Annotated in this window: 18 protein-coding genes; 8 read left to right on the top strand and 10 right to left on the bottom strand. The window is 71.7% G+C overall.

The annotated features are described in order from the left end of the window. Entirely contained in the window at positions 1 to 852 is an 852-nt protein-coding gene (locus ACFYZR_RS04420) for a 1,4-dihydroxy-6-naphthoate synthase (protein WP_391904848.1), read from the top strand. Between the two features lie 91 nt (positions 853 to 943). Here the strand turns inward: ACFYZR_RS04420 and ACFYZR_RS04415 are convergent, their stop codons facing one another. After that, complete coding sequence (locus ACFYZR_RS04415; protein WP_308297247.1) at positions 944 to 1,327, bottom strand: cold-shock protein; 384 nt, start codon at positions 1,325 to 1,327, stop codon at positions 944 to 946. Positions 1,328 to 1,573: 246 nt separating this feature from the next. Between ACFYZR_RS04415 and ACFYZR_RS04410 the strand changes: the two genes are divergently transcribed. Further along, positions 1,574 to 1,822: a hypothetical protein gene (locus ACFYZR_RS04410; protein WP_391904844.1), complete on the top strand. Its 249-nt coding sequence runs from the start codon at positions 1,574 to 1,576 to the stop codon at positions 1,820 to 1,822. Between the two features lie 64 nt (positions 1,823 to 1,886). Here the strand turns inward: ACFYZR_RS04410 and ACFYZR_RS04405 are convergent, their stop codons facing one another. Continuing rightward, on the bottom strand, positions 1,887 to 2,558 hold the full coding sequence (locus tag ACFYZR_RS04405) for an HAD family hydrolase (RefSeq protein WP_391904842.1): 672 nt from the start codon (positions 2,556 to 2,558) through the stop codon (positions 1,887 to 1,889). Between the two features lie 129 nt (positions 2,559 to 2,687). Between ACFYZR_RS04405 and ACFYZR_RS04400 the strand changes: the two genes are divergently transcribed. From ACFYZR_RS04400 to ACFYZR_RS04390, 3 genes are read left to right on the top strand one after another with little or no spacing between them, the layout of a single operon-like run. After that, on the top strand, positions 2,688 to 3,719 hold the full coding sequence (locus ACFYZR_RS04400; protein ID WP_391904839.1) for a FecCD family ABC transporter permease: 1,032 nt from the start codon (positions 2,688 to 2,690) through the stop codon (positions 3,717 to 3,719). Next, positions 3,716 to 4,774, top strand: a complete 1,059-nt coding sequence (locus ACFYZR_RS04395; RefSeq protein ID WP_391904836.1) for a FecCD family ABC transporter permease — start codon at positions 3,716 to 3,718, stop codon at positions 4,772 to 4,774. Before ACFYZR_RS04400 ends, ACFYZR_RS04395 begins: the two co-directional genes overlap by 4 nt. Continuing rightward, complete coding sequence (locus ACFYZR_RS04390) at positions 4,771 to 5,586, top strand: ABC transporter ATP-binding protein (protein ID WP_391904834.1); 816 nt, start codon at positions 4,771 to 4,773, stop codon at positions 5,584 to 5,586. The genes ACFYZR_RS04395 and ACFYZR_RS04390 overlap by 4 nt, the downstream gene beginning before the upstream one ends. Before the next feature lie 82 nt (positions 5,587 to 5,668). Here the strand turns inward: ACFYZR_RS04390 and ACFYZR_RS04385 are convergent, their stop codons facing one another. After that, positions 5,669 to 6,640 carry a hypothetical protein gene (locus tag ACFYZR_RS04385; RefSeq protein ID WP_391904831.1) on the bottom strand — a complete coding sequence of 324 codons (972 nt, stop codon included), beginning with the start codon at positions 6,638 to 6,640 and terminating at the stop codon, positions 5,669 to 5,671. Between the two features lie 151 nt (positions 6,641 to 6,791). On the opposite strand from ACFYZR_RS04385, the gene ACFYZR_RS04380 reads away from it, so the two are divergent. The 3 genes from ACFYZR_RS04380 (at position 6,792) to ACFYZR_RS04370 (ending at position 11,709) form a co-directional block, all read left to right on the top strand. Continuing rightward, positions 6,792 to 9,245 (top strand): helicase-associated domain-containing protein, encoded by a 2,454-nt coding sequence (locus tag ACFYZR_RS04380; protein WP_391904828.1) that lies wholly within the window; start codon positions 6,792 to 6,794, stop codon positions 9,243 to 9,245. Between the two features lie 340 nt (positions 9,246 to 9,585). Further along, the gene (locus ACFYZR_RS04375; protein WP_391904825.1) at positions 9,586 to 10,905 is read left to right on the top strand and encodes an amino acid permease; all 1,320 of its coding nucleotides are present in this window, start codon (positions 9,586 to 9,588) and stop codon (positions 10,903 to 10,905) included. Positions 10,906 to 10,947: 42 nt separating this feature from the next. Further along, positions 10,948 to 11,709 carry an aspartate/glutamate racemase family protein gene (locus ACFYZR_RS04370; RefSeq protein ID WP_391904822.1) on the top strand — a complete coding sequence of 254 codons (762 nt, stop codon included), beginning with the start codon at positions 10,948 to 10,950 and terminating at the stop codon, positions 11,707 to 11,709. A gap of 104 nt (positions 11,710 to 11,813) precedes the next feature. Here ACFYZR_RS04370 and ACFYZR_RS04365 read toward each other — a convergent pair whose 3' ends face one another. The 7 genes from ACFYZR_RS04365 to murQ all read right to left on the bottom strand — a co-directional run bounded on the left by ACFYZR_RS04365 (position 11,814) and on the right by murQ (position 19,513). After that, the gene (locus ACFYZR_RS04365) at positions 11,814 to 11,999 is read right to left on the bottom strand and encodes a DUF1737 domain-containing protein (RefSeq protein ID WP_391904819.1); all 186 of its coding nucleotides are present in this window, start codon (positions 11,997 to 11,999) and stop codon (positions 11,814 to 11,816) included. A gap of 30 nt (positions 12,000 to 12,029) precedes the next feature. Continuing rightward, positions 12,030 to 13,151, bottom strand: coding sequence for a class I SAM-dependent methyltransferase (locus ACFYZR_RS04360; protein WP_391904816.1), 1,122 nt, complete (start codon positions 13,149 to 13,151; stop codon positions 12,030 to 12,032). Position 13,152: 1 nt separating this feature from the next. Further along, positions 13,153 to 14,340, bottom strand: a complete 1,188-nt coding sequence (locus tag ACFYZR_RS04355; protein ID WP_391904813.1) for a tetratricopeptide repeat protein — start codon at positions 14,338 to 14,340, stop codon at positions 13,153 to 13,155. Positions 14,341 to 14,483: 143 nt separating this feature from the next. Further along, positions 14,484 to 15,635, bottom strand: coding sequence for an MFS transporter (locus tag ACFYZR_RS04350; protein ID WP_391904810.1), 1,152 nt, complete (start codon positions 15,633 to 15,635; stop codon positions 14,484 to 14,486). Further along, positions 15,632 to 16,897, bottom strand: a complete 1,266-nt coding sequence (locus tag ACFYZR_RS04345; protein WP_391904807.1) for an acetyl-CoA carboxylase biotin carboxylase subunit family protein — start codon at positions 16,895 to 16,897, stop codon at positions 15,632 to 15,634. The genes ACFYZR_RS04350 and ACFYZR_RS04345 overlap by 4 nt, the downstream gene beginning before the upstream one ends. Before the next feature lie 214 nt (positions 16,898 to 17,111). Continuing rightward, positions 17,112 to 18,545 (bottom strand): PTS transporter subunit EIIC, encoded by a 1,434-nt coding sequence (locus tag ACFYZR_RS04340; protein WP_391904804.1) that lies wholly within the window; start codon positions 18,543 to 18,545, stop codon positions 17,112 to 17,114. Between the two features lie 32 nt (positions 18,546 to 18,577). Next, positions 18,578 to 19,513, bottom strand: a complete 936-nt coding sequence (gene murQ, locus ACFYZR_RS04335; protein WP_391904802.1) for an N-acetylmuramic acid 6-phosphate etherase — start codon at positions 19,511 to 19,513, stop codon at positions 18,578 to 18,580. Between the last annotated feature and the right edge of the window lie 24 nt (positions 19,514 to 19,537).

The raw sequence follows: 19,537 nt of genomic DNA, 5'->3' as shown, positions 1-19,537 counted from the left end.
ATGAGCGCGCCGCTCAAGATCGCTTATTCGCCGTGTCCCAACGACACCTTCGTCTTCGACGCCTGGGCACACGGCCGGATCCCCGGCGCGCCGGCCCTGGACGTCACCTTCGCGGACATCGACGTCACCAACGGCATGGCCGAGCGCGGTGAATTCGATGTGCTGAAGGTGTCCTACGCGGTGCTGCCGTGGGTGCTGGACGAGTACGCGCTGCTGCCCTGCGGCGGGGCGCTGGGGCGCGGTTGCGGCCCGCTGGTGCTGACCCGGGAGGCCGGGAGCGCGGCGGAGCTGGCGGGGAAGACGGTGGCGGTGCCGAGCGAGCGCTCGACCGCCTATCTGCTGTTCCGGCTGTGGGCGGCCGCCGAGGTCCCCGGCGGGGTCGGCGAGGTCGTGGTGCTGCCCTTCCACGAGATCATGCCGGCCGTGCGGGACGGCAAGGTGGACGCCGGTCTGGTCATCCACGAGGCCCGCTTCACCTACGCGGACTACGGTCTGCGCAAGCTCGCCGACATGGGCGAGCACTGGGAGACCACCACGGGCCTGCCCATTCCACTGGGCGCCATCGTCGCCAAGCGCTCGCTGGGCGCCGAGCGGCTGCGGGAGCTGGCCGAGGCGGCGCGCACGTCCGTGCGGCTGGCCTGGGACGATCCGGCGGCCTCCCGTCCGTATGTCCTGGCGCACGCCCAGGAGATGGACCAGGCGGTGGTGGACCAGCACATCGGGCTGTACGTGAACGAGTTCACCGCGGGCCTGGGCGAGGAGGGCTACGCCGCCGTGCGCGGGCTGCTGACGCGCGCCGCGGCCGAGGGGCTCGTACCTCCCCTCGGCCCGGACGCGCTCGACTTCGTCTGAATCGCCTGAATCCGTCGCGATCGCCTGAATCCGTCGCGACGGAAAACGGCCGGATCGTCATGGGTGGCCCCCAGGGCCGCCCATGACCGCGTCAGACGTCCAGCTGGTCGGCGACGGCGCGCAGCATGCCCGCGATCTTGGAGCCGGAGGCCTTGTCGGGGTAGCGGCCGCGCTCGAGCTGCTGGGTGACGTTCTCCAGGAGCGTGGTGAGGTCCTGGACGATGGAGGCCAGCTCATCGGGCTTGCGGCGCTGCGCGGCGGCGACCGACGGGGGGGCTTCGAGCAGGGTCACCGACAGCGCCTGGTCACCGCGCTGGCCCGCCACCACGCCGAACTCCACGCGCTGGCCGGGCTTGAGGGCGTCGACCCCGTCCGGGAGCACCGAGGAGTGCACGAAGACGTCTCCGCCGTCGTCGCGGGAGAGAAAGCCGAAGCCCTTCTCGCTGTTGAACCACTTGACCTTGCCGGTAGGCACGTCTGTCCTCGTCCTCGTGTCTCGTTGCGGATACCGGAAAGCGCAAACCGCAAAAGCTGAAAAATCGCTGCAATCAAGAGAAAAACAGCTCTGGATAGCACTACAGCGGGCCGCAAGACCCGCTACCCCCAAGGCTAATGGTCCCGGGCCCGGTGACAAGACGTCCTCGGGTCGTACCTCTGCGCGTCCGATCTGTTCGTCGTCATCCGGCCGCCATACCGCCGCCCTGGGATCTACCCTGGTCAGGTGAGTAGCGAAACGCCCCGAGCCGGGGATCTGCTGGTACGGACCGGAGCCGTCGTCTTTCTCGTCGGTGCGGTGGCCACTCTGGCCACGGTCGCCCCGCTGTTCCTCGGCGCCGATCCCCTGCCGCCCGCAGCGTACTTCGTCTGCATGCTGATGGGAGTGGGGTTTGTGATCTCCGGGGCCGGCGTGCTGCGCTCCATCGCCGAGCAGCGCCGTGAGGCGCGCGGAGCGATGGAGTCCGCGAGCTAGTCCGCGAGCCGGTCCGCGAGCCGGCCCGCGAGCCGGCCCCGTCGGACCCCCCGTCAGGCCCCCGTCAGCCCGCCGAGCCGGCGCGGTGGCCGCGCAGCCAGGCCGGGAAGTCGGTCAGGCCGCCGGGCAGGACCACGTCCGCCCCGGCCGCGCGCAGCTCGGCCACGCCGTACGGCCCGGTGGGCACCGCCACGGCGAGCGCGCCGGCCTTCCGCGCGCCGCGCACGTCCCCGATGTGGTCGCCCACGTAGACGGAGGCGCCGTGGGCGCGCAGAGCCAGGGCCTTGTCCTCGGCCCACAGGTCGCCGATGAGCTCCTCGGCGTCGATGCCCAGGTGGTCCAGGTGGAGCCGGGCGTTACGGGGGTTCTTGGCGGTGACGACGATGGACCGGCCGCCCAGCTCCCGGATGGCGGCCAGGGACGCGAGCGCGCCGGGCATCGCGGGCGAGGGGGCTATGCCGTGCTCGGGGTAGCCGGCCAGGTAGAGGGCGTTGGCCTCGGCGATCCGCTCCTCCGGGAACCAGTTGCGCAGCTCCTCGACGAGCGGCGGGCCCAGTCTGCTGATGACCAGGTCGAGGTCGATGTGGGTGTCCGTGGCGGCCGCGAGCGCCGCGTAGGCGGCCCTGATGCCGGGCCGCGAGTCGACCAGGGTCAGATCGAGGTCGAAGCCGACCGTGAAGGCGTACCGGTGGTCCGTGCGCGGGGGCGTGCTCGGATACGGGGTCATGCCCCACATTGTGCCGGGTACCCCACCCGTACACTTAGCCTCGCCTAACCACAACCGTTCGCGGCATTGAGGCCCTCCTGGCCGCAATGCCGGTTTATCGATCTGCCGACCCTTTTGGGGCCGGCCGTTTTGGAAGCGATGTCAGCCGCCGTCCCGATCAGCAGCCCCGGACCGTCCTCGGTCCGCCGCCGCGTCGGCTGGATGGCGGCAGCGCTCGCCGCCCTGCTCGTCGCGGCCCTCCTCAGCCTCGCCGTCGGCAGCCGCCCGGTGGCTCCCTCCCACGTCCTCGACGCGCTGCTGCACGGCGGCACGGATCCCGACTCCGTGACCGTGCGCAGCTTCCGAGTGCCGCGCACCCTGGTCGGGGTGATGGTCGGCGCGGCCCTCGCCCTGGCCGGCACCGCGCTCCAGGGCATCACCCGCAACCCCATCGCCGACCCGGGTGTCCTCGGCATCAGCCAGGGCGCCTCGCTGGGCGTGGTCGTCGCCATGACGGCGGCGGGGCTGCACCGGCTGAGCGACTACGTCTGGTTCGGCTTCGTGGGCGCCGCCGTGGCCTCCGTGGGCGTCTACGCCGTCGCCACGCGCGGGCGCGGCGGGGCCTCGCCGGTGAAGCTGGCGCTGGCCGGGGCCGCGATCAACGCGCTGCTGGTCTCCGTCATCTCCGGCGTCCTGACCACCCGGGCGTCGGCGCTGGACGAGTTCCGCTTCTGGCAGGTCGGCTCGATCGCCGGGCGCGACGCGGCCATCGCCGGGCAGCTCTGGCCGTTCCTGCTGGCGGGCGCGGCGCTGGTGCTGGCGTCCGCCCGGGGCCTGGACGCGCTCGCGCTGGGCGAGGACATGGCTAAGGGCCTGGGCAGCAACGTGGGGCTCGTCCGGATCACCGCCGGGCTCGGCGCCACCGTCCTCACCGGCGCCGGGGTCGCGGCCGCCGGCCCGATCGCCTTCCTGGGCCTGGCCGTCCCGCACATCGCCCGCGCGCTCGTGGGCACCGGCCACCGCTGGGTGCTGCCCATGGCCGCGCTGCTCGGCCCCGTGATCCTGCTGACCGCCGACGTCCTCGGCCGGGTGATCTACACCGAGGGCGAGGTGCCGTCCGGGGTGATGACCGCGCTGCTCGGCCTGCCCTTCCTGGTGACGCTGGTCCGCCGCAAGGCGGTGGCGGCGTGAGCGCGATACCGACGGCCACGAAGCCGTACGGGTACGCCCTGGTACGAGTCGGCCGCGGCTCGTTCCTCGTCCACCGGCGCGCCACGGCCGTCGCCCTGGGGCTGACCGTGCTGCTCGCCGGCGCGTGCCTGGCCTGCCTGTGCCTGGGCATGCCGAACACCTCGCCGGGCGAGGTCGTGAAGGTGCTCCTCGGGCAGCCGTCGCAGGCCGAGTTCGCCGTGGGCACCGCCCGGCTGCCCCGGATGACCGTGGGCCTGCTGGCCGGGGCGGCCTTCGGCGTGGCCGGGGCGCTCATCCAGACCGTCGCCCGCAACCCGCTGGCCAGCCCCGACGTCATCGGGGTCAGCCAGGGCGCGGGGGCGCTGACGGTCGGGGCGATGACCTTCGGGATCACCTCGTACGCCACCCTGCCGTATCTGTCGGTGGCGGGCGGACTGCTCGCGGCGGGCCTCGTCTACGCCTTCGCGTGGCGGGGCGGGCTCCAGGCCGCGCGCTTCGTGCTCGTCGGCATCGGCTTCGCCGTCGCCCTGCGCTCGGTCACCCATCTGTTCCTGACCAAGGGCGACTATCTCGTCGCCCAGCAGGCCAAGGTGTGGCTGACGGGCTCCCTGGGCGCCCGCGGCTGGGACGAGGCGGCACCGCTCGCCTGGACCCTGCTGGCGGCCCTGCCCGCGATCTGCTGGGCGGCGCGGGCCCAGCGCACGGTGTCGCTGGACGACGCCACCGCGACCGCGCTGGGCGTCCGGCTGAACCGGACCCGGCTGGGGCTGGTGGGCCTCGGCGTCGTCCTCGCCTCCGTCGCCACGGGCGCGGCCGGGCCGGTGGACTTCGTGGCGCTGCTCGCCCCGCAGATCGCCCGCCGCATGACCCGCACCGCGCAGATCCCGCTGCTGGGCTCGGCGCTGCTGGGCGCGTTCATCGTGGTGACGGCGGACCTGCTGGGGCGCAAGCTCCTGGAGCCCACCCAGCTGCCGGTGGGCGTCCTCACGGCGGCCGTGGGGGCGCCGTATCTGATCTGGCTGATCGCCCGCGGGCGTACGGGAGGGAAAGCGTGACCGTCGAGACTTCTGTGCGTGCCACGAGCCGGCTCGGCGCCCGGGACCTGACGCTCTCCTACGAGGAGCGCACGGTCGTCGAGGGCCTGGACCTGGACGTCCCGGACGGCGAGGTCACGGTGATCGTCGGCCCCAACGCGTGCGGCAAGTCGACGCTGCTGCGCGCGCTGGGGCGGCTGCTGAAGCCCGCGCGGGGGTCGGTGCTGCTGGACGGCGAGGACCTCGCCCGCGTCCCCACCCGGCGGGTCGCCCGATCGCTGGGGCTGCTGCCCCAGACCCCCGTGGCGCCCGAGGCCATCACCGTCGCCGACCTCGTCGCCCGGGGCCGGCAACCGCACCAGCGGTGGTGGCAGCAGTGGTCCGAGGACGACGAGCGGGCCGTCGCCGACGCCATGGCCCGCACGGACGTCGCCGCGCTCGCGGACCGTCAGGTGGACGAACTCTCCGGCGGGCAGCGCCAGCGGGTGTGGATCGCGATGGCACTGGCCCAGGAGACGGATCTGCTGCTGCTCGACGAGCCGACGACGTACCTGGACATCTCCCACCAGGTCGAGGTCCTGGACCTCGTCCGGCGCCTCAACCACGAGCGGGGGCGGACGGTAGTGGCCGTGCTCCACGACCTGAACCAGGCGGCGCGGTACGCGGACCATCTGGTCGCCATGAAGGCGGGACGGGTGGTGGCGCAGGGACGGCCGTCGGAGGTGGTGACGGCGGAGCTCGTGCGGGAGGTTTTCGGCCTGGAGTCGGTGGTCGTACCGGACCCGGTGACGGGCGGGCCGCTGATCGTGCCGGGGAGGCCGTGGGAGGGGTGAGCAGGCCCCGGACCCGCCCTTTCCCGTTTCCCGGGGGCTCCGCCCCCGGACCCCCGGTCCTCAAACGCCGGACAGGCTGAAATCAGCCCGGCCGCCGCGCCCGCCACAGTACGAACGCCGCCGACGCCACCGCCGCCACCTTCACCACCACCGGCCACGTCTCCGCCAGGGCCGACGCCATAGCCCCCTGCGGTATCGGGTCGCCCCAGCGGCCCTCCGTGCGACCCCAGAGCCAGACCACCGCGCCGGCCACCGCCAGGCCTGGGACGCCCATGACGGCCCACTTCGACTCCGTCTGCGTGAGGCGGCGCGTCGCGTAGGCCAGGGCCCAGCCCGCCGCGAGCACCAGCCAGTTGCCGAGGATCGCCCCGGCGACCAGCAGGACGGCCACGAGCAGCAGGAGCGGGCTCATGGGGACGCCCTCCTTGGAGCGCCAGAAGCTGAAGCGGCGGTCGCCGCCAGGGGCATCGTCCTCGCCGGCCTCCGTCCCGGACTCGGCCGTGACGGGCTCGGCCTCCGGCCGCTCCGGCTGCCGCACCGGCGGCGGCTTCAGCATGTCCGGGATCTCGATCCCCCCGGTGAACCCGTGGACGGCGTCCCCGACGCCACCCCCGTCCCCCTTCGCGAACGGGTCCGTCTTCGTGAACGGGCCCGGCTCCACCCGCCACCAGTCCCTCGACGGGCCGAGCTCCTCCTCCGTCGCCAGGTGCGGCGGCGACCCGGGCCCGCCGAGCCGGGGCGCGCGCGGCACGGAGGGCACCGCCTCCTCGGCGTCGGCCCGGCGCTGCGCCGGCACCCGCCCCGCGTCGGGCGCCACGCCCGTCGCTCCTGTCGCCCCGCCCGCCACCGCCTCCGACGGCGTGCCCAGCCCGTCGAGGATGCGCCGCACGGCGGCGGGGGTGTCGGCGCCCTCGGCCGCGCGCCGGCGTTCGATCTCGGCGCGCAGCCGGGAGACCAGCCGCATCCGGTCACCGGAGGTGAGCGACTGTCTCTGGGCGAGGTCCCCGACCCTGCTCAGATAGTCGTAAACCAGCTGATCGCTCTCGATCCCCACCGAAGCCCCCAAGGCCGCACGAGCCGTCGAACCCCACCGAAGGTACCGGTTCCGCCCCCGCCGGCACCCCGTCACGGACGAAGCCGGACGAAGCCCTGACGAAGCCGGTGAACCCCGGGCCGCGGCACGCCGACCCGGTACCGTAAACAGAATGACCACTTCGCGGGAGAACGGCAGCACCGGCGGCGGTACGGCGGCGGCGCCGCGCACACTCGCCGAGGAGCTGCGGGTGCGGCCCGACGACGCCCTCGCCGATCTCCTGCGCGCCCGGCCCGACCTGCTCAGTCCCGTGCCCGGCGACCTCACCCAGCTCGCCACCCGCGCCGCCACCCGGGCCTCCGTCGTCCGGGCGCTGGACCGGCTCGACCGGTTCGCGCTCCAGGTCGCCGAGGCGCTGGCCGTGGCCCCCGACCCCTGCCCGTACGGGACGCTCGCCGCACTGATGAACGGCGACCGACCGGATGACCCCCGGGTCGCGGCCGAGCTCCCCCGTGCCGTCGCCACACTGCGCGAGACGGCCCTGGTCTGGGGCGGCGAGGACCGGCTGCGGCTCGTCCGGACCGCCCGGGAGCTCCTCGCGCCGTCCGCCGGCCACCCCTCCCCCACCGGGCTGGGCCCCAGCGTCGTCGAGGTGACGGCCGGGATGTCACCCGGACGGCTCCAGCAGATCATCGCGACGGCCGGGCTGCCCGCGACCCACGATCCGGTAACCGCCGTGGCAGCGCTGACCTCCCTTTTCGAGGACCGCGAGCGCATGGCGGCGCTGCTCTCCGGAGCCCCCGCCGAGTCCCTGGCCGTGCTCGGCAGGCTCCAGTGGGGCCCGCCCTACGGCACGGTCACCGCCACGCCCGCCCCGCATCTGCGCTGGCTCCTCGACCGGGGCCTGCTGCTGACCGTCACTCCCGGCAGCGTCGTCCTGCCCCGCGAGGTGGCCCTCCACCTGCGCGCCGGGCTGGCGCACCGCGCGCCCGAACCGGTCGCTCCCGCCCTCGCGCCCGTCACCGAGCACTCGGACCGGGTCGTCGACGCGGCCGCCGCCGGCCAGGCGTTCACCGCGCTCACGACCGTCGAGGAGCTCCTCGCCGACTGGGAGACCGCCGGCCCGCTCGTACTGCGCGCGGGCGGCCTGAGCGTACGGGACCTCAAGCGCACCGCGGCCCGGCTGGACACCACCGAGACGGCCGCCGCGTTCTGGGCCGAGCTGGCGTACGCGGCGGGCCTGCTCGCCGCCGACGGCGACGTCGACGAGCGCTACGCCCCGACGCCCGCCTACGACGACTGGCTGCCGCTGCCCGCCGAGCGCCGCTGGCTGCACCTGGCGACGGCGTGGCTGGCCATGACCCGCACGCCCGCGCTCACGGGCGAGAGGGACGCCAAGGGCCGGACGCTCTCCGCCCTCGGCCCGGACCTCGACCGCTCCCCCGCCCCCGAGGTCCGCCGCCGGGTGCTGACCCTCCTCGCCACTCTGCCCGCCGGGGCGTCCGTGGCCGAGGAGACGCTGCTGGCCCGGCTGCGCTGGGAGCGGCCGCCGCGCGCGGCGGGCGCGGACGCTCCCGAGGACACCCGTTCACGGCTGGCCCGCTGGGCGCTGGCCGAGGCGGAGCTGCTGGGCGTGACGAACCGGGGCGCGCTCTCCGCGCCCGGCCGGGCCCTGCTAGACAACCCCGCCGGGGCCCCCGGCCTGCTCGCCCCGCTGCTGCCCGAACCGCTGGACCACGTCCTGCTCCAGGCGGACCTGACCGCCGTCGCCCCCGGCCCGCTGCGGCGCCCGCTCGCGCAGGCTTTGGGGGTGCTCGCGGACATCGAGTCCAAGGGCGGTGCGACCGTCTACCGCTTCACCCCCGAGTCCGTGCGCCGCGCCCTGGACGCGGGCCGTACGGCGGCCGATCTCCACGCGTTCCTCGCCGCGCACTCGCGGACGCCCGTGCCGCAGCCGCTCACCTATCTGGTGGACGACGTGGCCCGGCGGCACGGGCGGCTGCGGGTCGGCGCGGCGTCGTCGTACCTGCGCTGCGACGACGAGGCGGTGCTCGGCGAGATCCTCGCCGACCGCCGCTCGGCGCCGCTGCGCCTGCGCCGGCTCGCCGGGACGGTCCTGGCGGCGCAGGTCGCGCCCGACGCGCTGCTGGAGGGGCTGCGGGCGATGGGGTACGCGCCGGCGGCCGAATCCGCCGAGGGCGACGTGGTGATCAGCCGCGCCGACGCTCACCGCACGCCGCCGCGCACCGCCCCGGCGCCCGTCCCGGACGGGCCGCCCGTCCCCGACGCCACGCTGCTGGGCGCGGCCGTCCGCGCCGTCCGGGCGGGGGACCTGGCCGCCACGGCCGAGCGCAAGCCCGTCGCCGCCCCGGCCCCCGCCGACGGCGGGCTGCCCCGCACCACGTCCGCCGACACCCTCGCCACGGTCCAGGCCGCCGTCCTCACCGGCGCCGCCGTCTGGATCGGCTACGTCAACGCGGAGGGCGCCGCCAGCCAGCGCGTCATCGCCCCCATCCGCGTGGAGGGCGGCTTCGTCACGGCGTACGACCACACGGCGGACGAGGTACGGACGTATCCGCTGCACCGCATCACGGGAGTTGCGGAACTGGCGGACGACGTGGTGTGAGTCCAATAGCTCAACTCCCCTTCGCTCAGGGGCGCTTCGGGAATTCCGGGAAACGGGCGGCAATCATCCGTCCGGGCATGGCGCCGCCCGCCTCCCGAACTCATCGATAAATGACGCCTGCTCGGCTACGCTCATGATCATGGTGGCTACACTCATCGGCTTCCGTGACAGTGGCCACCGTCACAGGAGCGCATATCGATGAATGACGAGGGGGAAATCTTCGATGGCTACCACCAGGCCGACGGCACCACCCGCCGGCCGGGCAACGGATTCCTTATCGGACGACAGCGACGCAAGCGCTGACCCAACTCGCCTCGGCACCGGCCTACGACCGCGGCACATGACCATGCTGGCCCTCGGAGGGGTGATCGGAGGGGGCTTGTTCGTCGGTTCCGGCGCGGGCATCCGCGTCGCCGGGCCGGGCATTCTCCTTTCCTACGCGGTCGCCGGAGGACTGGCCATCCTCATCATGCGGATGCTCGGCGAGCTGGCCGCCGCCATGCCGTCCAGCGGCAGCTTCTCGGTATACGCGGAAAAGGCCCTGGGCAAGTGGGCGGGATTCACCGTCGGGTGGCTCTACTGGGGGGCGCTCTGCGTGGCGATCGCGGCCGAGGCCACGGCGGCGTCGAAAACCTTGAACTCCTGGCTGCCGATGGTCCCCCAGTGGGCGTTCACGCTGGCCGTCATGCTCCTTTTCACCGCCCTGAACCTGCTGGCGGTGAGCTCCTTCGGCGAGTTCGAGTTCTGGTTCGCCGGGCTCAAGGTCGCGGCGATCGTCGTCTTCCTCGGACTCGGCGTGGCGGCGATCGCCGGTGTGCTGCCGGGCAGTGCGGCACCCGGACTCACCAACCTCACCGGCCACGGAGGCTTCCTGCCGCACGGCACCACCGGGGTGACCACCGGAGTCCTGGCCGTGCTGTTCTCCTTCGGCGGTCTGGAAGTGGTGACCATCGCGGCCGCCGAGTCCACCGACCCCTCCGGTTCGGTGGCGCGGGCCGTACGCAGCGCCGTGTTCCGGATCCTGGTCTTCTACGTCGGCAGCATCGCCGTCATCGTCACGCTGCTGCCGTGGGACTCATCGGTCGTGGGACGCAGCCCCTTCGTGGCGATGCTCGATCAGATCGGGGTACCCGCGGCGGCCCACATCATGGATGTCGTCATCCTGGTGGCACTGCTGTCGTCGCTGAACGCGAGCATGTACGGCGCGTCGCGCATGATCTATTCCCTGGCCGACCGGAGAATCGCTCCGCGCGCGCTGACGAAGACCTCGGCCGGCGGCACGCCCCGGCCGGCGGTCGCCGCTTCGGCAGGATTCGGGTTCTTCGCCGTGCTGCTCAATTACTGGTGGCCGGACACCGTATTCGAGTATCTCCTCGAGTCGGCCGGCGGGGCGCTGCTCGTCGTATGGATCGCGGTCGCCGTTTCACAGGTGATACTGCGCAGGCGCCTGGAACGGGAATCACCGGATCTGCTGGTGGTCCGTATGTGGGGCTTTCCGTATCTGTCCTGGCTCGCGATAGCGGCGATGGGCGGGATCTTGTTGCTCATGTGCAGCGACGCCACCGCCCGGACCCAGCTCCTGGCGACATTGAGCGCGACCACGGCACTTCTGGTGATCGCGTTCGCCCGGCACCTGCTGTCACGCCGCCGTGCGGCTTAGCCGACTTTTCCCATTCCCTTTGCACAATGGCAGGTCGAGATCATGACCAATTCACTCTTAAAGCCCGCCGTCCAGCAGACGCCCGGACGGTTCGGCCTCATCGGCGGTGTCGGACCGGACGCCTCCTCCGACCTCTACATGAGGGTCGTGGCCGAATACCAGTCGCGTCTGGACGGCGCTTATCCGGATGTGGTGATGCACAGCATCCCGCTCCCGGCCGAACTTGAACAGGCTTTCGTCAGAGGCCACTTCGACACCACGGAGGAATCCGAGGTCGACCGCCTGCTGACCCAGTCGCTGGACGTGCTGGAAGCCTCCGGTGCCACATGTGTGGGGCTGGCGTGCAACACGCTGCACACCTACCTCAGGCCATTGGTGCGGGACCGCGACGTCACCCTGCTCGACATGGTCGAAGCGGCGCTGGGCCGCCTCCGCGATTCCGGGTACCGCCGTGTCCTCCTGCTCGCCACGGCGGCCACCGTGCGGTCCGGCCTCTACAGCGAGCGCGCCGCCGAGTTCGGGGTGGAGATCGTCGCTCCCGACGAGGCCGGCCAGCATGTCGTACAGACGGCGATCATGGACCTGCTCCGCTTCGCGAACCCCGACGAACCGGCCGCCGCCATGCGCGAGTACGCCGCCGCGCTCCCGGCCGACATCGATGCCGTGCTGTACGGGTGCACGGATCTCACGGCGCTGAGGGACCACGACATCTTCCCGGTCCCCGTCGTGGACAGCCTGAGCTGTCTCACCGACGCCTGCGTGGACTACCTGTCGCAGGACGTCACGGCGACCGCTTCGGCCTAGCCGGCCCCGCTGCCGGGAAGGGCGCCCCGACCCGCGCGGACGGGACTCTCAGTCCGTATCCGCCGCGGAGTCGGGGCGCCCGGCCACCGGCCCTCCCCGGGGCCCTACGACCGTGCCGGCCAGAGCACCGCCTGGGCGACGATGACGCCCTCACCGTTGTAGGTGATGGCTGGGCCTCCGTGCAGTTCGTAGCCGAGGCTCAGCGCTTCGCTCACCCGTCGGCAGAACCCGGCGTCGTCCGTGCCGGTCAGGACGCGGTAGAGGGGCAATCCATCCGGTGGTCTACTCATGAGGACAATGATGTCCCCCGGTACGCCCGGTCATGCGCGAGGCGAACCCGGTGCCCCGTCGGCCGGCTTCCGGAACAGGAGCATCGACGAAGAACCGAACGCCTCGGTGTTGGTGTGCACGCTGCTCACCAGGCTGAAGCCGTACCGGCCGATCTCCTCGGCCAGGGCGTCACCGGACCGCTCCGAGAAGGGGAGCACCTCCAGGCCGATGTTCTTCTCGCCGTCCTCGACCCGGATCCTCCTGGTCATCACCTTGCCCGGCACGAAGTCGGCGGCGACGTCCTCGTAGTCCGGGACGGAGAAGAAGCCCTTCCCCCATTCGCTCGCGCAGTGGTCCACGATGAAGTGCCCGCCCGGGCGGAGGATGTCGAAGACGCGGGAGATGTGGCGTCCCCGCTGCTCGTCGTCGACGAGCATGTGGAGGCAGCCCATGTTCATGGCGAGGTCGAAGCTGTTCTCTTCGAAGCCGCGCAGATAGATGATGTCGCGCTCCACGAACCCCGAGGCGTCCAGGTTCGCGGCGGCGGCCCGCTCGCGCGCGCGAGCCAGGGCCGTGTGCGACACGTCGACCGAGACGACGTCGTGGCCCTGTGACAGCAGGTACAGGGAGTCGCGGCCCTCGCCGCATCCCAGGTCGATGATCCGCCCCGAGAAGACGTCCGGGCGCTCCTGGATCATCTGGAGGAGCGAAGCGTTCGGCTCCGCCGATTCCCACAGTTCGGCGCCGTTCTCGTACACGGTCCGGTAGCGGTCCTCGTAGCCGTAGTAGTAGTCGCCGATCGAGCCGGCGATGCTCCGTACGTCATCGCTGGTGGGCGAGAACTCCACCGCCGAGGCGGTGACGTCCGCGTCCGCGCCCACGACCATGAGCTCGGTGTCATCGAGAAGACCGACCGCCAGAATGTACTGCGTCTCGTCGCACTCGACCGCCTCGCCGACCCCGAAGGGCGCGCAACACTCCCTGAGCGCTTCCACGGTCAGCGCCGCGGCCTTCTCGCATTTGAAGATCGCCGCTCGTCCCCGGGTCACCTTGACGGCGAAGCCGGCCGAACCGTCCAGCTGCCACACGGTGTTCCGGTCGGCGAGTTCGATCGAGGTCAGCCGCATTCCCTCGGGAGCGGTCTCGTCGAGAATCGTCTGGTAAAGGCTCATTTCAGTTTTCCCCCTGTGTGTGGTGATCGGATGTGCGAAGAGCTTCCAGGCGGTCTTCGTACTGCTGGAGTACGGGGCTCCGGTGCCGGAAGATCCGGCCGGTCTCGCGAATGCGCCGCGCGACTTCGTAGTTCCGGGAACGGAGAGCGGCCTCGATCGCCGTGAGCTCGATGACGTCGCGCTGGGCGTTGCTGCCCCCCATCGGGGACGAACGCCGGAAGGACCTGGCCAGTCGGGCGGAGGCGTCGGCGTAGTCGCCGGTCGTGAAGGACCGGAAGCCGAGGAATATGTCGGCCATCTCCTCGGGCACCTCCTTGCCGCGCGCCAGGACCGCCTCCAGAAGGGAGTCGGCACGGCCGTACTCCCCGGCCTGGCAGTAGGTGAGGTACGCGTGGAAGTCGTTGAAGAGGTACCAGTTCTCGTCCAGGTACGGTTTCCAGTCCTGGTAGAGCGACTGCCAATAGGCGGAGAGGTCGAGCGAGGGTTTGACGAGGGCGAGACGCCAGAGCAGCGTGACGGCGTCCAGGTCCTCGGTCGACCGCGGTGACGTCTTCCTGCGTATGCCGAAGCGGTAACACGCCAGGACTTCCTGGATGTTGTCCGCGTAGAGCTCGAACAGTGCGTAGTGCCACCAGATGTGGATACGCATGGGGGTCGAGCCGTCCCGGCCGCGCATGTACTCGCGGATGTAGCGGGAACCCTCCTCGTGGCGGCCCGTCTCGTAGAGACAGTGCACCATCGCGTGCATCGCGTAGATGTCGTCGGGGTTCAGCTCCAGTGCGACCCGGCAGCGTTCGATCGCGGCCTCGAACCGGCCGCTCTCCTCGAGCGCGAATCCGTACAGGCCGTGCAGATAGCCGATGGCCGGGTCGTCGGCCGCGAAGAACTCGACGGCCTCCGTTATCGACGCCAGCATGTGCGGCACGTCGCCGATGTAGAAATCCAGCATGTGGACGGCGAAGACCGACACGGCATCCCCTGGATACGTGTCGACGACGGTCTGGAAGCCGTTCCGGGCGGCGACGAGATCCCCGGCGGTCCAGAAGTCGATGGCGGAGAGCATCGCCACGGTCCGCGCCTCGGTCGGGCCGGTCTCCTTGAGGGAGGCGCAGATCGTCGCGGCCTCCATGACCGCCGGGCGCTCCATGGAGCACAAAAGGTCCACGGCGAGCATGAGTTGGAGTGCCACGGGCGGTGTAAAATCATCGGAACGACGACATCGTTCATGCTCCAGTGTCATCGACACCAATTGAACGATCGCGTTCTCTACGGACTCCAGGTCCGACGGCTGTTCGACAAGATGTGGAACGCCTCGGGAATCGATGAGTAATGTCACGCGGACACCTCGGTCGGTATGAGTTGAATGCTCCGGGCCTTGCGAATTCGGTGGAACGCGAGGACGAACAACAGCGTCAGCGCGAACGGGGCCAGCCAGATCTGGGAGGCGAAGAACCTGCCGCCCGCCAGGACCGCGGCCAGCAGCACGAGTGAACAGGCGTTGGCGTTCGCCACGATCGCGCCGACCTGTCGCGGCGAGAAGGCCGCTGCCGCTTCCGCGCGAAGGATGACCCGCAGCGAGCCGAAAGCGCCGCCGAGGGCGAAGACGGCGATCATCTGCGGTACCCCGAACGCCGGGACGAAGAGCCAGATCGCTATCGCGCCGACCACGGCGACGGTGGCTCCGACCAGCACCCAGCGCATGTCCTGGTTCTTGGTGAGGCGATGCAGGAAGGCTCCCGCGACAGCCATTCCGATGCCGAGGAGCATGTCCAGGATTCCGACGGTGAACATGCTTCCGCCGTGCTCGAGGGCCTGCAGCGGCAGCATGAAGTTGAACGTTCCCAGGATGGGCCAGATGAGCATGAAGGCGAGGAGGTACAGGGCTCTGAGACCGCCCGCGCCCTCCTGTCCGGCCTCCTTCTCCGTCTGCTCCGCGACGGCCGCGGGCCGGTGCGATCCCAGGCTCATGACCGCGACGACGGCGAACAGGCCGGCGCAGACGACCAGCACCCATTCGGCCCGGATCACCTTCGTGAACAGCGGCGCGAACAGCGGACCCACCATGAGCGCGACCTGGTTGACGGTCATGGTCAGCGAGCTGTGCTTGCGCAGGGCGGCACCGTCGAGCCCGGCCGCCTCGTCGTTGAACCACACCTCCCAGCTCGATTCCAGGAAGAAAAAGAAGATCCACAGCACGAAGTTCAGGGCGACGACCACTTGTACGTGGTCGTAGCCGATCGCGATCAGGATCAGCGACAGGGAGACCCCGGCGAGCCCCACGGCGGTCATCCTGGCCCCGCCCGTGATCGGGCTGAAGCGGATCAGCGGCGGAACGAAGACGGCCGGGATGAAGGAGAGCGCGGTCGCGATGGCGAGCGCGTCGTAGCCTCCCCCTTGCGAGGAGGCGATGTGCCAGTTCAGGAGCAGCAGCACCACTCCGTTGAAGAATCGGTAGAGAGCGGAGTAGAGCGTGTACCGCTTCACTCGCCGACCGTCCCACCGGTTATGAAGATCTGGTCGGACAGCTCCTTCGCCATGGTCACCGGCAGCAGGGTCTTCTCGCCGAACAGCTCGTCCCATTCGAGTTCGATGAGGCCCTCCCTGGTGCTCCAGTTCTTGACGGCGGCCTGGGAGAGATCGCCGGGCCTGGCGCTGATGTTGACGCTCCGCACCTCGGGCGGCAGCGGCTTCCCGTCGACGATCTCCTGGATCCGCCCGGGCGCGGCCTTGAGGAACGCGATCGCCGAGGTCCTGGTGGGCACCGCGGCGGCGACGAGGTCGAGGAGGTCGTCCCCCAGGTACGAGCCGATGTGCAGCCGGTAGGGGTTGAGCGAGTAGGCCCGCTCCACCTGGTCCATGATCCCGTCGCCGCCCGGCCGGGCGGCCACCTCGATCACCCAGGGCGTCCCGTCCGCGCCGAACTTGATCTCCACATGGGCGAGGCCCCGGTCGATGCCCAGCGCCGTACAGGCCCGTACGGCGAGGTCGGTCACCTCCGGGTCGCCGGTGCGGTGGCTCGGCACCAGGTGGGCGACCTCGGCGAACCAGGGGCGCGGGGACAGGTACTTCTCGGTCACGGCGAGGACCTGCGCTCGGTCGGCACCGCAGAGGACCTCGACGGACACCTCGTCGTCGGAGTCGACGAGCTGCTCGACGAGGTATTTGTCGCCGCTGATGTTGAACGACGATTCGTACTGCGCGATGACGGCCTTGGACTCCGCGAGACCGGCGACCGCCTCCTCGCGCGTGGTGGCCAGGACGACCCCGCCGCTGCCGCCGAAGTCGTACGGCTTGATGACCACGGGCAGCCCGATGGCCTCGATGGCGTCGAGCAATTCCGTTTCGGACTCCACCAGTTCGGATCGCGGAGTGCGCACGCCGGCGGCGAGCAGGGTCTGCTTCATGGCGTGCTTGTTCCGGGCGTTGGTCACCACCGTGGCGTCCAGTCCGCCCAGCCCCAGGGCACGGTTCACGGTGTTCGCCGAATCCACCGTCCAGTCGTTGAGCGGAACGACGATCCGGGGATGCCAGCCCTGGGCGGAGTGCGCGCGGATGGCCCTCAGCAGGGATTCCGGGTCCTTGGGGTCGGCCGTCAGCATGTTGTCGAACGTGCGGTTCAGCTTGCGTACGGGATCTTCCGCGGCCGCCCAGACGGGAAGGTCGACGGCCTGCTTCGCCCCCGAGAAGGCCCGTTCGCGAAGATACTGCTCGGCCCCGAGTAGGAGAAGGTATTCTTTCTGCTGCATGGGTGCACCCCCAATTTCCAGGGAACTCCCGGCATTTGCTGTCGATACGGTCGCCGGGAATCGCGTGACAAGGGATCGATTCGCGGTCGAGACGACCTGCTGCAAGCCGGGGATGTGGCGGTGCAATGCCCCGTTTACATGATCATACCGACCGTCCGGCTTTTTTACCATGGTCGATCACGGGCGACAGTGACGGGCCGCATACCGGGGTTCCTCACCCCGTCTCCGCCACCGCCCCCTCGCGCACCCCGAACAGATACGTCGCCAAGAACCCCGTCCCGTACCCCACGGCCAGCCCCGCCCCATAGACGGCGATCGCCCTCGCCGGCCCGTGATTCCCCGCGAGCAGCGGGAACAGCGCCCACCCCGACGGCCCGATGGCCGTCGCCCCCACCGTCTCCCCCAACTGGTGGGACAGCCCCACGAACGCGCCCCCGAACGCGCCCCCCACGCACGCCGTGGCGAACGGCCTGCCCAGCGGCAGCGAAACCCCGTAGATCAGCGGCTCCCCGATGCCGAGAAGCCCTGCCGGAAGGGCCGAGCGAATGACCTTCCGGACCGACGCGTCGCCCGCCGACCGGACGTGGACCGCGAGCGCGGCCCCCACCTGCCCCGCGCCCGCCATCGCCAGGATCGGCAGCAGGACCGTCGAGCCCCGCTCGGCGATCAGCGTGGTGTGGATGGGGATCAGCGCCTGGTGGAGGCCCAGCATCACCAGCGGCAGGAACAGCCCGCCCAGCGCGAAGCCCGCCACCGCGCCCCCGTTGGCCAGCAGCCACTCCGCGCACCGGCCGATCGCCGACGACACCTCGCCGGCCACGAACATCAGCCCGTACAGCGTCACCAGCCCCGGCAGCAACACCGTCAGAAAGGGCGTCACCAGTACGTCCAGCGCCTCCGGCACCACCCGCCGGCACGCCTTCTCCACGACCGTCCCCAGCAGCGCCGCGCCCAGCGCCCCCAGCACCCCGCCCTGCCCGGGCGCCAGTTGCCGGCCGAACACGGCGACGTGCGCGACACCCGGGTAGACGATGACGGCCGCGACCGCACCGCCCAGCACGGGCGTGCCGCCGAACTCCTTCGCCGTCTGGTAGCCGACGAAGACCGCGATCAGCGACATGAAGCCGGAGGCGATCGCGGACAGCGCGGGGACGAGCGCGGGCAGCCAGTGGAGATCGGCGAGCAGCCCGCCGAGACCGGCGATGACGCCACAGCCGACGAGGGCGGGGATCAGCGGTACGAAGATCTGGGCGAGGCGGCGGAGGAAGATCTTGCCGGGCGTGGCGTTACGGGCCCGCCGCTCGGCCCGCAGCGCGGCACCGCGCGCGGCGAGGGCGGCGGCGACGGCGCCGTCACCCTCGCCGACTCCGGACCCGGGCCCGCTCCTTTTCTCGCTCCCCGCCGCCACCAGCCGCTCCAGCTCCGGGGCCACCCGGGCGACCGTCCCCGGACCCAGCACGATCTGGAACGACTCCCCGTCCTCCACCACGCCCAGCACTCCGGGCAGCGCCCGCAGCTCCGCGCCCCGGACCGGCTCGCGGTCCGCGACCTCCACCCGCAGCCGGGTCATGCAGTGGCCGACGGCACGGACGTTGCCGGCGCCGCCGAGGAGGGGGAGGAGAGCGGCGGCGGTGTCCTGAGGGTTCATCAGGGCACGACGCTACGGCCCGCGACGGCCGATCAGCCGTGCGCCGCGCCCGCCGCGCGCAGGGCGGCGCGCAGATGGCCGTGCGCCTGGTCCAGCAGCCGGGCGGCCGTGGGCCCGTCGACCTCGCCGAGGAGGATCAGGATGGCGTTCTTCACCTCTCCCCCGGCGCCGGTCAGCGCCGCCTCGACCTCGTCGTCCGCCGCGCCCGTCGCCAGCGAGACGATCCGCCGGGACCGGGCGCGCAGCTTCTCGTTGGAGGCGCGGACGTCGACCATGAGGTTTCCGTAGGTCTTGCCGAGCCGCATCATCGTGATCGTCGAGATCATGTTGAGGACGAGCTTCTGCGCCGTGCCCGCCTTCAGCCGGGTGGAGCCGGTGAGGAGTTCGGGCCCCACGACGACCTCGACCGCGTGCTCGGCGGCTGCGCCCAGCGCCGAACCGGCGTTGCAGGCCAGCCCCACCGTGAGCGCCCCGGCCGCGCGGGCGTGCCGGACGGCCCCCACGGCGTAGGGGGTGCGGCCCGAGGCGGAGACGCCGACGACCGTGTCGTCGGGCCCGAGCTTCAGCGCGTCCAGGTCGGCGGCGGCCCGCGCCGCGTCGTCCTCGGCCCCCTCGACGGCCGACACCAGGGCCTCGGGGCCGCCCGCTATCAGGCCGACGACCTGCCCGGGGCCGGTGTTGAACGTCGGCGGGCACTCGCTGGCGTCCAGCACCCCCAGCCGGCCGGCCGTGCCCGCGCCTGCGTAGATCAGCCGGCCGCCGCGTGCCATCCGTCCGGCGGTCGCGTCGATGGCCGCGGCGATCTCGGGGAGCCGCGCCGCGACGGCGGTGGCGACCGTGGCGTCCTCCGCGTTCATGATCTCGGCGATGTCCCGGGTGGGCAGCCGGTCGATGTCGGCGAGGTCGGGCCGGAACGCCTCCGTGGTGAGGGCGGCCAGCTGCGCCCGGAGCGCGGCGGAGGAGTCCATGGGCGGTTCCTTGGCATCGGCGGG

This window comes from Streptomyces sp. NPDC001678 (assembly GCF_042892945.1).
Classification (GTDB): domain Bacteria; phylum Actinomycetota; class Actinomycetes; order Streptomycetales; family Streptomycetaceae; genus Streptomyces.
The sequence above is the reverse complement of the archived record's forward strand: the minus strand, read 5'-3'. Positions and strand labels throughout refer to the sequence as shown.